This window comes from Pseudomonas sp. GW821-FHT02A08 (assembly GCF_059422045.1).
Map to the genome: position 1 here is coordinate 64,531 of NZ_JBWKWD010000029.1, position 14,292 is coordinate 78,822.

General features: G+C 59.5%; 13 protein-coding genes and 1 tRNA gene. 10 read left to right on the plus strand and 4 right to left on the minus strand.

What is annotated here, in order from left to right; translation table 11 throughout:
- The first annotated feature begins 8 nt into the window (after positions 1-8).
- Together AC07W4_RS19850 and AC07W4_RS19855 are read left to right on the plus strand one after the other, a co-directional pair.
- The gene (locus AC07W4_RS19850; RefSeq protein WP_495033655.1) at positions 9-2,153 is read left to right on the plus strand and encodes a 3-hydroxyacyl-CoA dehydrogenase NAD-binding domain-containing protein; all 2,145 of its coding nucleotides are present in this window, start codon (positions 9-11) and stop codon (positions 2,151-2,153) included.
- Between the two features lie 96 nt (positions 2,154-2,249).
- The gene (locus tag AC07W4_RS19855) at positions 2,250-2,978 is read left to right on the plus strand and encodes an amidotransferase (RefSeq protein WP_495033656.1); all 729 of its coding nucleotides are present in this window, start codon (positions 2,250-2,252) and stop codon (positions 2,976-2,978) included.
- 118 nt (positions 2,979-3,096) lie between these two features.
- On the opposite strand, the gene AC07W4_RS19860 is transcribed toward AC07W4_RS19855, so the two are convergent.
- The 3 genes from AC07W4_RS19860 to AC07W4_RS19870 form a co-directional block, all read right to left on the minus strand.
- Positions 3,097-4,068 carry a magnesium and cobalt transport protein CorA gene (locus tag AC07W4_RS19860; RefSeq protein WP_008048451.1) on the minus strand — a complete coding sequence of 324 codons (972 nt, stop codon included), beginning with the start codon at positions 4,066-4,068 and terminating at the stop codon, positions 3,097-3,099.
- A 160-nt stretch (positions 4,069-4,228) separates the two neighbouring features.
- Positions 4,229-4,951, minus strand: coding sequence for a lysophospholipid acyltransferase family protein (locus tag AC07W4_RS19865; protein WP_495033657.1), 723 nt, complete (start codon positions 4,949-4,951; stop codon positions 4,229-4,231).
- Between the two features lie 214 nt (positions 4,952-5,165).
- A complete protein-coding gene (locus AC07W4_RS19870; protein WP_008048453.1) occupies positions 5,166-5,855 on the minus strand; it encodes a crotonase/enoyl-CoA hydratase family protein in 690 nt (229 codons plus the stop codon).
- A 308-nt stretch (positions 5,856-6,163) separates the two neighbouring features.
- Here AC07W4_RS19870 and AC07W4_RS19875 point away from each other — a divergent pair.
- From AC07W4_RS19875 to AC07W4_RS19905, 7 genes are all read left to right on the plus strand, one after another.
- Positions 6,164-6,253, plus strand: a tRNA-Ser gene (locus AC07W4_RS19875).
- 164 nt (positions 6,254-6,417) lie between these two features.
- The gene (locus AC07W4_RS19880; protein WP_495033658.1) at positions 6,418-7,761 is read left to right on the plus strand and encodes a serine hydrolase domain-containing protein; all 1,344 of its coding nucleotides are present in this window, start codon (positions 6,418-6,420) and stop codon (positions 7,759-7,761) included.
- On the plus strand, positions 7,758-8,078 hold the full coding sequence (locus AC07W4_RS19885; protein ID WP_495033659.1) for a YbjQ family protein: 321 nt from the start codon (positions 7,758-7,760) through the stop codon (positions 8,076-8,078). The genes AC07W4_RS19880 and AC07W4_RS19885 overlap by 4 nt, the downstream gene beginning before the upstream one ends.
- A 146-nt stretch (positions 8,079-8,224) precedes the next feature.
- Positions 8,225-8,413: a hypothetical protein gene (locus tag AC07W4_RS19890; RefSeq protein WP_032829518.1), complete on the plus strand. Its 189-nt coding sequence runs from the start codon at positions 8,225-8,227 to the stop codon at positions 8,411-8,413.
- Between the two features lie 311 nt (positions 8,414-8,724).
- Positions 8,725-9,093 carry a hypothetical protein gene (locus tag AC07W4_RS19895; protein WP_007988063.1) on the plus strand — a complete coding sequence of 123 codons (369 nt, stop codon included), beginning with the start codon at positions 8,725-8,727 and terminating at the stop codon, positions 9,091-9,093.
- 113 nt (positions 9,094-9,206) lie between these two features.
- Entirely contained in the window at positions 9,207-9,674 is a 468-nt protein-coding gene (locus tag AC07W4_RS19900; protein ID WP_081498060.1) for a YMGG-like glycine zipper-containing protein, read from the plus strand.
- Between the two features lie 16 nt (positions 9,675-9,690).
- Positions 9,691-9,873, plus strand: coding sequence for a hypothetical protein (locus tag AC07W4_RS19905; protein WP_008048547.1), 183 nt, complete (start codon positions 9,691-9,693; stop codon positions 9,871-9,873).
- A 75-nt stretch (positions 9,874-9,948) separates the two neighbouring features.
- On the opposite strand, the gene AC07W4_RS19910 is transcribed toward AC07W4_RS19905, so the two are convergent.
- Positions 9,949-13,272 carry an RHS repeat-associated core domain-containing protein gene (locus AC07W4_RS19910; RefSeq protein ID WP_495033660.1) on the minus strand — a complete coding sequence of 1,108 codons (3,324 nt, stop codon included), beginning with the start codon at positions 13,270-13,272 and terminating at the stop codon, positions 9,949-9,951.
- Between the two features lie 248 nt (positions 13,273-13,520).
- Here AC07W4_RS19910 and AC07W4_RS19915 point away from each other — a divergent pair, with 248 nt between their 5' ends.
- A complete protein-coding gene (locus tag AC07W4_RS19915) occupies positions 13,521-14,216 on the plus strand; it encodes an HAD-IA family hydrolase (protein ID WP_008048550.1) in 696 nt (231 codons plus the stop codon).
- The last annotated feature ends 76 nt before the right edge of the window (positions 14,217-14,292 follow it).

Here is a 14,292-nt window from a genome sequence, read left to right on the forward strand (position 1 = left end):
ACCCAGTTATGAACGAAGCCATTCGTTACGAAAAAGGCCAGGACCAGATCGTTGTCCTGACCATCGACATGCCCGGCCAGAGCGCCAACACCATGAACGCGGTGTACCGCGAAGCCATGGCGGATTGCGTTGCGCGTCTGGTGGCCGACAAGGACAGCATCGCCGGTGTGATCATCACCTCGGCCAAGAAGACTTTCTTCGCGGGCGGCGACCTCAACGAACTGATCAAGGTTGGCAAACCCCAGGCCAAGGCCTTCTACGACATGGTGCTGAGCCTCAAGGGCCAGTTGCGCACCCTGGAAACCCTCGGCAAGCCGGTGGTCGCGGCGATCAATGGCGCCGCATTGGGCGGCGGCTGGGAAATCTGCCTGGCCTGTCATCATCGCGTGGCGCTGGACAACCCGTCGGTGCAACTCGGCCTGCCGGAAGTCACCCTCGGCCTGCTGCCTGGCGGCGGAGGCGTGGTGCGCATGGTGCGCATGCTCGGCCTGGAAAAAGCTCTGCCTTATCTGCTTGAAGGCAAGAAGGTGCAGCCACAACAGGCGTTGCAGGCGGGATTGGTCGATGCGCTGGCGAGCGATCACGAAGACCTGTTGGCCAAGGCGCGCGCGTGGATTCTGGCCAATCCGGTGGCGCTGCAGCGCTGGGACGTGAAGGGCTACCAGATTCCGGGCGGCACACCGTCAAACCCGAAAGTCGCGCAGATGCTGGCGATTGCACCGTCGATCCTGCGCAGCAAAACCCAGGGCACGATGCCCGCGCCGGAGAAAATCCTCTGCGCGGCGGTCGAGGGGGCGCAGGTGGATTTCGACACGGCGCACCTGATCGAAACCCGCTACTTCACCGAACTGACCACCGGCCAGGTCTCGAAAAACCTGATTGGCACGTTCTGGTTCCAGCTCAACGAAATCAATGCCGGCGGCTCGCGGCCTCAAGGCTTTGAACCGTATGTCACTCGTAAAGTCGGCGTGCTCGGCGCCGGGATGATGGGCGCCGGTATCGCGTTTGTCAGTGCGGCGGCGGGGATCGATGTCGTGCTCAAAGACATCAATCTTGCGGCAGCGGAGAAGGGCAAGGCGCATTCGGCGGCGCTGCTGGACAAGAAGGTCGCTCGCGGACAAATGAGCCTCGAACAACGCGATACCGTTCTTTCACGCATTCAAACCAGCGAAAACGATGCCGACCTGGCCGGTTGCGACCTGATCATCGAGGCCGTGTTCGAGGATCGTGAATTGAAGGCCAAGGTCTCGTTGGCAGCGCAGAAGGTCGTCGGGGCGGACGCGGTGATCGCTTCCAACACCTCGACCTTGCCGATCAGTGGGCTGGCGTGCGCCGTGCCCGACCAAAGCAAGTTCATCGGCCTGCATTTTTTCAGCCCCGTGGAAAAAATGCCGCTGGTGGAAATCATCAAGGGCGCCAATACCAGCGACGAAACTTTGGCCCGCGGGTTCGATTACGTCCTGCAAATCAGGAAAACCCCGATTGTGGTCAACGACAGTCGCGGTTTTTTCACGTCGCGGGTGTTCGGCACCTTCACCAACGAAGGCATTGCCATGCTGGGCGAGGGCGTGAGCGCGGCGATGATCGAGACTGAAGCGCGCAAGGCCGGCATGCCTGTAGGACCGCTGGCGATCTCTGACGAAGTTTCCCTCAGCCTGATGAGCCATATCCGTCTGCAAACGGCCAAGGACCTGCAAGCAGAAGGCAAACCGCTGATAGAGCACCCGGCATTTACCGTGATTGACGTGTTGCTCAATGAGTTCAAGCGTCCGGGCAAGGCTGGCGGTGGAGGTTTCTACGAGTATCCGGCGGGCGGCCAGAAACACCTGTGGCCTGAGTTGAAAACCCGCTTCGAGAAGGCCGACGGGCAGATTTCGCCCAAGGACGTGCGTGATCGCCTGCTGTTCGTGCAAGCCATCGAAACCGTGCGCTGTGTGGAGGAGGGCGTGTTGACCTCGACGGCCGATGCCAACGTTGGCTCGATCTTCGGTATCGGTTTCGCCGCCTGGACCGGCGGTGCACTGCAGTTCATCAACCAGTACGGCGTGCAGGACTTTGTCGCCCGGGCGCAGTATCTGGCCAAGCAATATGGCGAGCGGTTCGCGCCACCCGCCTTGCTGCTGGAGAAGGCCGCCAAAGGGGAGGCGTTCTAAGGGGGGAGAGGATGCATTTCGGGGCTTGCCTTGTCACAGCGTTTCAAGGCAGGCTCTGGGGTGTGCATTATTCCCATCACGTGTCAGGTATTTTTTATGTCGTTACGCATCTGCATTCTGGAAACCGACCACCTGCGTCCGGAATTGGTTGACCAATATCAGGGCTACGGGCAGATGTTCAAACACCTGTTTTCGCAGCAACCGATTGCCGCCGAGTTCACGGTCTACAACGTGGTGCAGGGTGAATACCCAAGCGACGACCTGACGTTCGACGCCTACCTGGTGACGGGCAGCAAGGCCGACTCCTTCGGCACCGACCCGTGGATAGAAACCCTCAAGAAATATCTGTTGACCCGCTACGAGCGCGGCGACAAATTGCTGGGCGTCTGCTTCGGTCATCAGTTGCTGGCGTTGCTGCTCGGTGGCAAGAGTGAGCGTGCGACCCAGGGCTGGGGTGTTGGCACCCACAACTACAAATTGGCCGCCAAGGCGCCATGGATGAACCCGGTGCGCGAAGAACTGACGCTGCTGATCAGCCACCAGGACCAGGTCACGTCGCTACCGGAGAACGCCACGGTCATCGCCTCCAGCGATTTCTGCCCGTATGCCGCCTACCACATCAACGATCAGGTGCTGTGCTTCCAGGGGCATCCGGAGTTCATCCACGACTACTCCCGTGCCCTACTGGAGATTCGCCAACAGGCACTGGGCGAGCAGGTCTACTCCAAGGGTATCGCGAGCCTGGAACAGGAGCACCACGGCACCACGGTTGCCGAGTGGATGATGCGGTTTGTCGCGCACAAGCCGGCAGCTGTCAAAGGCTGAAAACATTGCGAGCAAGTCGGATCGCCGCACCGCCGCTCCCACATTGAAATGCGATCAACATGTGGGAGCGGGCTTGCTCGCGAATGGGGCAACCGGTTTTCACTGTGGGCACACTGTCCTACAGCCACCCCGACTTCTTGAAACTCGCCCACAACCCCAGACAACCCACCGTAATGAACCCCAGCACCCCGAAATACCCGTAGTGCCAACTCAACTCCGGCATGTTCTGGAAGTTCATCCCGTAGATCCCCGCCACCGCCGTCGGGAAGGCCAGGATCGCCGCCCAGGCCGCAAATTTGCGTTGCACCACGCTCTGGCGAGAGGCCTCCAACAGCACCCCGACCTCAATTGTCTGGCTGGCAATATCCGCCAAGGTCGTCAGGTCTTCCATCTGTCGCGTTACATGGATCTGCACATCGCGAAAGTACGGACGCATGTTCTTGTCGATGAACGGGAAGCTCAGCCTCTGCAATTCCTCCCCGATCTCGATCATCGGTGCTACATAACGACGCAAGCGCAAAACATCACGACGCAGGCCATGTAGTTTCTGGATGTCGTAGTCATTCAACACGCCACATAACACATTGCCTTCCAGCTCATCGATTTCCGCGTGAATGGCTTCGCCCATCGGCTGGTAGTTTTCGATCACGAAATCGAGGATGGCATAGAGTACGAAATCTTCCCCGTGCTCAAGCAACAGCGGACGCGCCTCACAGCGCTGTCGGACATGGGCGTAGGACGCCGAGTGACCGTTGCGCGCAGTAATGATGTAGCCATTGCCGGCAAAGATATGCGTCTCGATGAACTTGAGTTTGCCTTCGTCCCGGATGGGGGAATAGGTCACGATGAACAGCGCATCGCCGAAGGTTTCCAGCTTCGGCCGGCTGTGCTTTTCCAGGGCGTCTTCGATGGCCAGTTCGTGCAGGTTGAACTGGCGTTGCAGATTGTAGAGTTCCTCGGCGTTCGGCTCTTCGAGGCCGATCCAGACAAAGTGCCCGGGCTTTGCCGCCCAGGCTGCGCCTTCGTCAAGGGTGATATTGGTGACTCTCTTACCGGCGCTATAAACCGCAGCAGCAACAACTCTACCCATGATGGTGGTTCACTTCTTTTGGCAGCTTTCAATTGGCAACGAATGCATTGGCAGTGTGGATCAGCTTAGCCCCGCAGTGTTTGAGAGTCAGTTAAATCTGCCGAGTTCTGGGCAAAGACGCACAGGCAAAAGAAAACCCGCACCAGGCGGGTTTTCTTTTTCAGGCGGCTTGCAGTTGCCGGTCCATCGATTCGATGCATTCACGCATCTGCTCGCGGCACTGGGTGATCAGCATGGGCATGTCGTCCAGGCTCAATCCGGCGGTGGGAATCGCCGGCAACGAGCGAATCAGGATTTTCCCGCTGCGCCAGCGGTTCAATCGCATGTGTTTGACGTAACTGCTGACACATACCGGGACGATCGGCACCCCCGCGGCAATGGCCATCTGAAAGGCGCCTTTCTTGAAGGGCAGCAAGTCCTCACCCAGGTTGCGCGTGCCTTCCGGGAAAACCCAGATCGAGGTGTCTTTGTTTTGCAGGGTGTGAGTGGTGGTCAACATCGACTTTCGCGCCTTTTGCGCATTGCCACGGTCGATCAGCACATTGCCGGCCAGCCAGAACAACTGCCCGAACAGCGGCACCCATTTCAGGCTCTTTTTGCCGATGCAGACGGTACGGCGGGGCACCACATTGCCAAACACAAACAGGTCGTAGTTGGACTGGTGGTTGGCGATGATCACGCAGCTGTCGGGTTTCTCCATCAACGGCCTGACTTCGGCTTTCACCCGCAAACGCAAAATACACATGGCCGGCCATGCGTACAGGCGTGCGCACAGGCGGCTATTGTCCGGATTGAATGGCCGACACAGGCCGAGAACCACTCCCAGCACACCCGCCACGATAAAGTGCAGGCCCATCAATGACATACGGAACAAAAACAGCATTTACAGGCCCCACCGGGACAAAAGGTGGCGCAGTGTACGGATGTGCACTGTTTTCGGCAATTGCTCCCAGGGAAGTGGGGGATGGCCGATGTTTGAGCGGATGTGTCCGACTATTTGGTCAGATGCGGTCTAGAGCGGTTACAGACGTTTAACGTAGACATGTATGAAAAAGCCCGATACGACGGTCGGGCTTTTCGTTGCAGTAGAACCGGGCTTAGCCCAAATGTTCCTGGTCCTGGATGATGGCGTTGTCCAGGGCCTCCAGCAACGCTTTGCGCACTTTCAGTTTGGTGTTTTTGTGCGCGGTCATGTTGATCTTCTTCAACTGACGAGCCGCCGCCAGTGCCGCGCCCTGCAGTTCTTCAGGCGAGACCACGACATCAAGGAAACCGGCCGCCACGGCACCTTGTGGGTTGAACATCTCACCGTTGACCACCGAGCGTTGCAACGCCACTTTGTTCAGGCGGTCACGGGCAATCTCGATCCCGGCGTGATGCATGGTCATGCCGATCTGTACTTCGTTCAGGCCAATGCTGAACGCGCCTTCAACGCCGATGCGATAGTCGGCCGACAACAGCAGGAACGCGCCCTTTGCCACCGCATGTCCCGGGCATGCAACGATCACCGGGAAGGGGTGCGACAGCAGGCGGCGGGCCAGGGTCGAGCCGGCGGTCACCAGTGCCACGGCTTCCCTGGGACCGGCCGTCATCACCTTCAGGTCATAACCGCCAGAGAGAATGCCCGGCTGGCCGGTAATGATCACCACCGCGCGATCAGTCACGGCCCGATCCAGCGCAGCATTGAACTCGGCAATCACATCCGGGGAGATGGCGTTGACCTTGCCATTGCTCAAGGTCAGGGTCGCGATACCGTCTTCGAGATGGTAGGAAATCAACTCACTCATGACGCTATTCCTTTCAATAAAGTTGGGCAGACGTTACCCACCACCGCAGGCCAGGTAAAGCGCCGTGACTGACCCGCCAGTCACCCTTTACCCGCCCGCCAAGCGCAGCCCGCCGTGCCTGCTGCGCATTCCCCTCTATATAGAAGAGGACACGAAGCCGGAGATTGGCCGGTTTGCCATGGCCCGGAGCGACTGCAAATGCTGAATCGCGTTAACCGCATGAAAATTCTGAAAAAAATGTTTGCCATCGGAAAAGCTTTCGACTACATTAGCGCGCCTCGACAGACAGAACTTGTTTGAAGAGATACGGTGAAGTGTCCGAGTGGCTTAAGGAGCACGCCTGGAAAGTGTGTATACAGGAAACTGTATCGAGAGTTCGAATCTCTCCTTCACCGCCAAATTCGATGTAGACAAAACCCCTGGTTTCGAAAGAAACCGGGGGTTTTGTGTTTTTGGCGTTTGATTTTCGCCAAGCAAGAAACAAGAGGCGTCTACCGCATTAGCAGTGACCTGGCAGGTCCGGCTGTTAGACTGCTCAAACTCTTCGAACGGAATCGACATCATGCTCCATCCTCGCGCCATCTTTCGCGGCGCAGCCAAGCTCATCACGGCTGTGTCGATAGTTGCCATGTCATCACTGGCCCTCGCATCCGCCCCTGCAACTTTTCCCGACGCTCAAGACAGTGACCCCGCCAGACTCGGCTGGATGGTGGGTTCGCCACCCCCCGCTGATCGCACCGTTCGTTTTGAAGACGGTAGCTATTTCCAGTTCCCGGCAATGCGCTGGAGTGTTTCGAATTTCCGGCAACTGATGCCGACAATTAACGTTTCACGCGGCCTGGGTACTCCGGTTCCACTGGAGATAGCACTACGTAAAGATATCGACGGGATCAGTTTCGTCCCCCTTGGCGCCAGGGCGCCGATGACCTGGGAGCAATCCCTCGCGGCCACTTACACCGATGGCATTGTGGTAATGCATCGCGGGAAAGTTGTCTACGAACGTTACTTCGGCGTGTTGAAGCCGGACGGCCAGCACGCCGCGATGTCAGTGACCAAGTCTGTGATCGGTACGCTGGGCGCCATGTTGGTGGCGCAGGGGCGCATCGATGCTGGCAAGCGGGTTGCCGAATATGTACCGGAGCTGACGGATTCTGCGTTTGGCAGCGCTACGGTGCGGCAGGTGCTCGACATGACCACGGGCCTCAAATACAGCGAGGATTACGCGGACCCGGATGCCGAGGTCTGGGCCCATGCCCGGGCAGGCAACCCGTTGCCCAAACCCAAGGGTTATGAGGGACCTCGCAGTTACTACGAATTTTTGCAGACGGTGCAACCGCAAGGTCAGCACGGCGAAGCGTTTGCCTACAAAACCGTCAATACCGACGTGTTGGGCTGGGTCATTGCTCGCGCCACCGGTTGCAATGTTGCGCAACTACTGTCGGAGAACATCTGGAGCCGGTTGGGTGCCGAACAGGACGGCTATTTCACCGTGGACTCCATCGGCACGCCGTTCGCCGGTGGTGGCCTGAATACGGGGTTGCGGGATCTGGCGCGTTTTGGCGAGATGCTGCGTAACGGCGGTCGGTTCAACGGTCAGCAGATCGTGCCAGAGGCCGTGATCGACGATATCCGTGGTGGCGGTGATAAGCAGGCTTTCGCCAAGGCGGGGTACACATTGCTCAAAGACTGGAGTTACCGGTCGATGTGGTGGGTGACGGACAAGGAGGGCGGGGCGTTCATGGCGCGTGGGGTCCATGGGCAGCGCATCTATGTCGACCCGAAGGCCGAAATGGTCATCGTCCGCTACGCATCCCATCCGGTGGCCAGCAACTCGGCCAATGATCCCGTCACGTTGCCGGCGTTTGATGCGTTGGCTGAATATCTGAACAGGAAGAAACATTCATGATCATCACCACGACCCACTCCATCGAAGGCCGACAAATTACCGCCTACCTGGACATCGTCAGTGCCGAGTCGGTGCAAGGGATCAACGTTGTCCGCGACGTGTTTGCCGGGATGCGCGACTTTTTCGGCGGGCGCTCCCAGACGCTGGAACGAGCGTTGAAGGAAGCACGCATTCAGGCCACCGATGAGATCAAGGAACGGGCGTTGTCGATTCAGGCGGACGCGGTGGTCGGGCTTGATTATGAGATCAGCATGCCGGCCGGCAAGGGCGGGATGGTCGTGGTGTTTGTGACCGGGACTGCGGTCAAGTTGAGGTAACAGGTGAGAAGCCATTCGTCGGTCACGAGGAAATCCGAACGGCAGGTCCATTAGTGACCGGCTAGTCTGAAAAGCCTTGGCGATCGATATTCTTTCAGGCAAAGGGCTTGCCGGTGTCGGTCGCGCTTTTTGAAAGGGGTGAAAAGATGGCTGATCCGTATATCGAGGATGATGGCGCAGAATTTCCGATCAACAACTCCGTGCGGTGTGGTCAGACCCAGTATGTGGCCAGCTTCGGCGAGGACCAGACCGAGGTCGACAAGATCAAGACCAGGGCGTGCCGGGTACTGAAGGGCAAATTTTTACCCAAGGTGACGGCGCCGGTCAGGAAGTAACCGAACGTCAGGCAGACTCCGTCATAGAACGGTTTTTTTCATTTCTGAAAAGTTTTATGACAATTTTTTTGAGTGAGTGATTTTTTCACAAACTTTTCACAGGTCCCTTCGTAGTCTCGATTCATCCGTTAGAAAGCAACACCTGGCCCGTTTCCCCAGCGGGCTTTTTTTTGTCCGCGATAAAACCTTTTCGGTAAACGCTGTCCAACCGTCGCCAATCGCGAAGTTGGACCGGCGTGCTGGACTTTTTCCGCGCAAAAGCATTCAATCTCGCCCCCTTTTTGTGTACCCCTATTTTTGAGGTTTTTGTCATGCGTTTAACACTGCCCGCTCTGGTTCTGGGGCTTCTGGTTGCTCAAGGTGCAATGGCTGGTGACGGCACTGCCGCGCTGGGCGGTGGCTTGGGCGGCGCATTGGGTAACGTGGTCGGCCAGAAGATGGGCGGCAGCACTGGCGCCGCGATTGGCGCGGGCGTCGCAGGCGCGGCGGGCAGCGCAGTTGCCGCCAAAAAAGGTCATCGCACCAGCGCTGCTATCGGTGGCGGTGTCGGCGCGGCCGGTGGTTCGGTGATCGGCAATAGCCTCGGCGGCAAGTCCGGTGCCACCATCGGTGCAGGCCTGGGCGGTGCATTGGGCGGCGGCGTAGGCAGCAACCTGGCCAATGGTCACAAGCGTCACTGATCCTGATTCAGGTTTGAAAAGAGCCCGGCTTGATGCCGGGCTTTTTCATTTATGAACGATTCACGCTGCAGCAGCTCAAATCTTCCATACCCTGGAAGAATGCGAGGCGTGCCATGAACCCGAAAACCAACGGCAATAAAAACGGAAGCTTGAATGCTCGACTATTGATGGTGCCAGCGATTGTTTTTGGATTGCTGGTCTCTCAGGCGGCGCTGGCGGGAGGTAATGGAGATGCCGCGGTAGGCGGTGGTCTTGGTGGGGTGCTAGGCAACGTTGTCGGTGGTCAGGTGGGTGGTAGCACGGGCGCAGCCATCGGTGCAGGTGTCGGTGGAGCGGCCGGCAGTGCCATTGCCGCGCCCAAGCGCAGTCGCACCGAAGCGGCGGTAGGCGGTGGTTTGGGTGCCGCGGGTGGATCGGTGGTCGGCAACAGTCTTGGCGGTTCGACCGGGTCGGCCATCGGTGCAGGCCTGGGCGGTGCAGCTGGCGGTGCGGTCGGCAATGATCTGGGGAGTGACAGCGGTCATTCCCATTCCGGTAACGGTTATAAACACTCGAACAAGCACCACAAAAAGCATCACTAGTTGAGCGAGGCATCCCATGACTGCGAAAAGCGAAGGCAAGGAAGAAAAGGGCCCGGGCGGACTGCCATCCATCAACGATCCCGGCAATGAAGATCCGGGATCGCTGATGGATGATGCGACGGTGCCGCTTAACGATGCTGATGATTTGGGCGATGTGGGGAATATCGAGTTTGAAGATGAGGAAGAGGACGAAGATTGATTGAATCGTGCTGGTAGATTGACCGGCTGTCTAGCTGATCGAACGTGTCCATCGTCCGGTCCGGTCCGGTCCTGGTCATGTCGTGGCCTGAGTCTGCGCGATGCAAGTATTGTTTTGGAGTTTTTGGAGAGGGCACGTTGGACTCACACCCTCATCAAACTTTGTCTCACCAACCCCATCTCGCGCGGGGCCTCCTGCCTTGTTCGCCAGTGGACAGTTCCCGCTCAACCCCAACGGACTCACCCACCCTGTCGGGTTCCGGGCGTACCGATACGGGTTCAACCCACCGGCCAACTTGACCGGATCCGGCGTCAGATAACGACCGATCTCGGGATGGTAGTAGCGATGCCGGTTGTAGTGCAGGCCGCTCTCGGCGTCGAAGTATTGCCCCTGAAACCGTAGCGGCTGTTCGAATCGTTCGCCGTCGCTCTGGCTCAGTTCGCGGAGTTTGCCGTGGGCGGTGTATTTCGCCGACCAGACGATGGCGCCACCGTAACTGGTCAGTTCCTGCGGGGTGCCGAGGTGGTCGAGTTGGTAGTAGAACGGGCAGGCATCTGCCCGGTCCTTGCCGTCGAGCAGCGCCAGCGGGCGAAAGCTGCCGGGTTCGTAAACGTAGCTGCGGTAGTGCTCGGGAGCGCTTTCGGCAATGAGTTGGTCGCCGTGCCAGAAGAATTGCGTGCTCTGGCCGTCGACGGTTTTGCGGATGCGCCGTCCGAAGGCGTCATAGCGGTAGCTGACACTTTTACCGTCCGGGGTGCGGATACTGATCAGGCGGTGCTGGCTGTCGTAGGTGTATTGAGTGACCTGGGGCGGCATACCGCGGCGTTCGCGGATCAGGTTGCCGAAGGCGTCGTAGTCGTAATGGCTGTTGCAGTGGCGGCGCAGACGGTTGCCCTGGAGCACGAACGGGCCCGGACGACCATGGATCTGCAGGTTGCCGGCCGGGTCATGGGTGAAGTTCTCCGCGAACTGATCGCGGGCGTGGTGTACGGCGGTCAGGCGGTCGAGCGCATCGTATTGATAGCAGCGTTGACCGTGACGGCTGTCGGTAATCTGCAGGAGATTGCCCTTGGCACTGTAGGCATATTCGCGGCGGTACAGCGATCGTTGCTTTTGGCTGACGGCATGGGCCTGCAAATAGCCTTGCTCGTCGTAGGCGTAATCGCTGAGCAGCAGGCCCTGTTGGCGTTGCTGTTCACGCCCGCCGACAAAACGGTGGCTGGTCAGGCGCGTGCCATTGAGATCGACGGCAGTGAGGACGCCCCCCTTGGCGTGGTGGTAGACAAGGACACCGCCGTCCGGCAGACGCAGTCGCTTGAGCCGACCGCAGTCATCGTAGCCGTAACGCAGGGTGCCCCAGCCCTGATGCTCGGTGATCAGCCGGCCCCGGCGGTCGTATTCGAACGCCAGCGGGTGTTCCTGACCGTCATCGACGCGGACCAGTTGCCCGAAGTTGTCATAGTGGTACTCGACCTTGATCCCGTCAGGCAGGGTCTTGAGCAATAAGCGCCCGGCACTGTCGCGTTGGTACTGCGTGACGAATTGCGAACCTTCGTCGCCGAACTCGGTTTTCTCCAGCTGCTGGCCATTAGCGTCATACGCATAGGTGGTACGACGGCCATCGAAGCCGGTTTCCTGTCGGATCAATCCGCCTGGCGTGTAGTCCAGCCGATAGGTGTCGCCGACCTCGTTTTCGATCTCGGTGAGCAATAGCTGCGCATGGTCGTAGCGGTACTTCAGTGCACTGCCGTCCGGGTTGATCCGACGGCTGACCAAGTGCAGGTCGTCGGCGTATTCGTAACGGGTTACCCGTCCCAGTTCGTCGGTTTCGGCGGTGACCTGGCCGTAGGCGTTGTAGCGACAGGCACGGCAGGCACCGGTGGGCAGCGTGGTTCTGGTCAGTCGCCCCACGGCGTCCCACTCATAGCCGGTGACGGCTCCGTGTTCGTCCTGCCGGGTAATCCGTCGGCCCAGCGCATCGTAGGAAAAAGTGCGCTGGGCACCGTCCGGCAGGGTCTCCTCCACCAATTGCCCCAAGGCGTTCCAGACAAACCGGTGAGCGCTCTGGTCGGGGAAGCGGATTGTCAACAAGCGCCCCTGCGGGTCGTATAAATAGCGGGTGATCTGCCCGTCGGGATCGGAGATGGCAGTGATGTCGCCCTGGGTATTGCGCTGACAGGTCCACATCGCCTGACCACGGGTGAAGGTGCACAGGAAACCGTGACGATAGTCGCAGGATATGGGCGCCTCATCTGGCGCAAGCTGCGTGATCAACCGGCCGGCTTCGTCATACTGGTATTCGGTGACGGCGCCGAGGGCGTCTTGCTCGGCGATCAGGCGGCCCTGATTGTCGTACGCCTTTTGCAACTCACCGCCGTCGGGCCCGACCTGGCGCACCAACCGTGCACGGCCGTCATGAACGTAAACCTCTTCGCTACCGTCGGCGTTGTTCACTGCCACGCAACCTTGATCGTCCCAGGCGTAACGCGCCTCCATTTGCGTAAACGAGGCCCAATGATGGATGCAGCGGGCTGCCTTGCCGGAGCGTTCCCACGCCCAGAAAAAACTCGCGCCGCCGGCCAGTTGCCGTTGCAGGATGACGTGCTGCTCGTCGTAGTCATAGCGCTCGCTTTCACCTGCGGCGTTGGTTGCCTCGATCAAGCGCTGGCGGGCGTCGTAGCGGTAGCTGACCAGTGTCTGTTCGGTGCGCCAGGTGTTCGCCCCGGGGGTGCCGCGCTGAAGCACCTGATAGTCGACGGCCACCAGGTGCTTGAGGTCGTAGCGCAGCAATAAGGCGCGGTCGGCGCCGTTGTCCAGGCGCTGGATCCGGTCACAGCGGTCCCGCTGCACCGTCAGGCGGTTGCCGTAGGCGTCGCTGATCGCGCTGAGCCGGCCGTCACGAAAGTGGTAGAACCGCGTGGGGTCGTCGGCCAGGGCGAGGATCAGTTCGTCCGGCCTCTCACCGAGGTAAATCGCCGCCCGCGACAGGCTGTTGTGGATCACCGGGCGCTCCGCCGTCGGGCGTGGAAAGGGCGTTCGGCGGTTTTCGGGGTCGATCCATAGCACTTGCTCGCCGTGGAATTCCAGGTGCTGGGACAACGAATGGCTCCAGCCAAAACCGAGGCCGCTGTCGATTTCGACGGCACTGGTGCGATAGAAGCGGGTGAAGTCGAAGGGCAGGATCCCGTCGAGGGTGCCATTGGTGAGGGGCAGCAATCCTTCGCCGGTAACCATCGACACCTGGCCGTTGTGGGTGGCGGTTCGCTCGACGGTGTCGGTGCTGTCGCCGTTGGGGTTTTTCGCCTGTCTGGAGGCGTCCTCGTAGCGTTCCTGCTTACCGGAGCGAAGTGTCAGGGGACCGCTGGCGGGGCATGCCAATACCTCTTGGGGATCGAACATCTGCTGTCTTTCGCTTGGCGGAGTGTGGAGCTCGAAACTCTGCGGGGGATCGGCGACGAAAGAAGTCGGGGAAAGGTGGCGCTTGCTGTAGGGCGATTCGCTAAATCTCGGAGGGCCATTCGGCGCAGACCGGGATTTGATCATTGCTCTAGGCCGGTGGCGCTCGCTATGCTGCTGAATCCTTTAATCCATGGGGCATCGGCCGTACCCGAGCTGGCCCGGATGCCTTTGAAAACGGATCAGATGCGATGAATGCACCACTGAAAGCATTCGGCCCGATCAAGGCCGTGATTTTCGATATGGACGGCTTGTTGCTGGATACAGAGGGCATCTACACCGAAGTTACGTCCATCATTGCCGCGCGTTACGGCCGGACGTTCGACTGGAGCATCAAACAGAACATCATTGGCCGGGGCGCGGGCGATCTGGCGCGTTATGTGGTTGAAGCGCTGGACTTGCCGATCTCGGCGCAAGAGTTTCTGGTGATCCGCGAGCCGCTGATGCGCGAGCGTTTTCCTACGGCCCAGGCAATGCCCGGCGCACAGGAGCTGGTACGGCATCTGAAGGCCAACAACATTCCCATTGCCGTGGGCACCAGTTCTTCGAGCCAGTCGTTCGGCCAGAAAACCACTTTGCACCGTGACTGGTTCGCCCTGTTCGACTTCATCGTCACCGCCGATGACCCCGAGGTGGGCGCGGCCAAGCCGGCACCGGATATTTTCCTGACGGCGGCGCGGCGCCTGGGTGTTGCACCGGAAGATTGCCTGGTGTTCGAGGATTCGCCCTTCGGTGTCACTGCGGCGAAAGCGGCAGGGATGACGGCGATTGCGATTCCGGATGCGGCAATGGCCGACGCCAGGTACGCACATGCCGATGGCATTCTTCGTACGTTGAAGGCGTTCGAGCCGGGCGCATTTGGTTTGCCGGCGCTTGAGTGGGCCTGACAAAGAAAAGTGTGGGAGCGGGCTTGCTCGCGAAGGCGGTGGATCAGACAACATTGATGTCGTCTGATCCACCGCC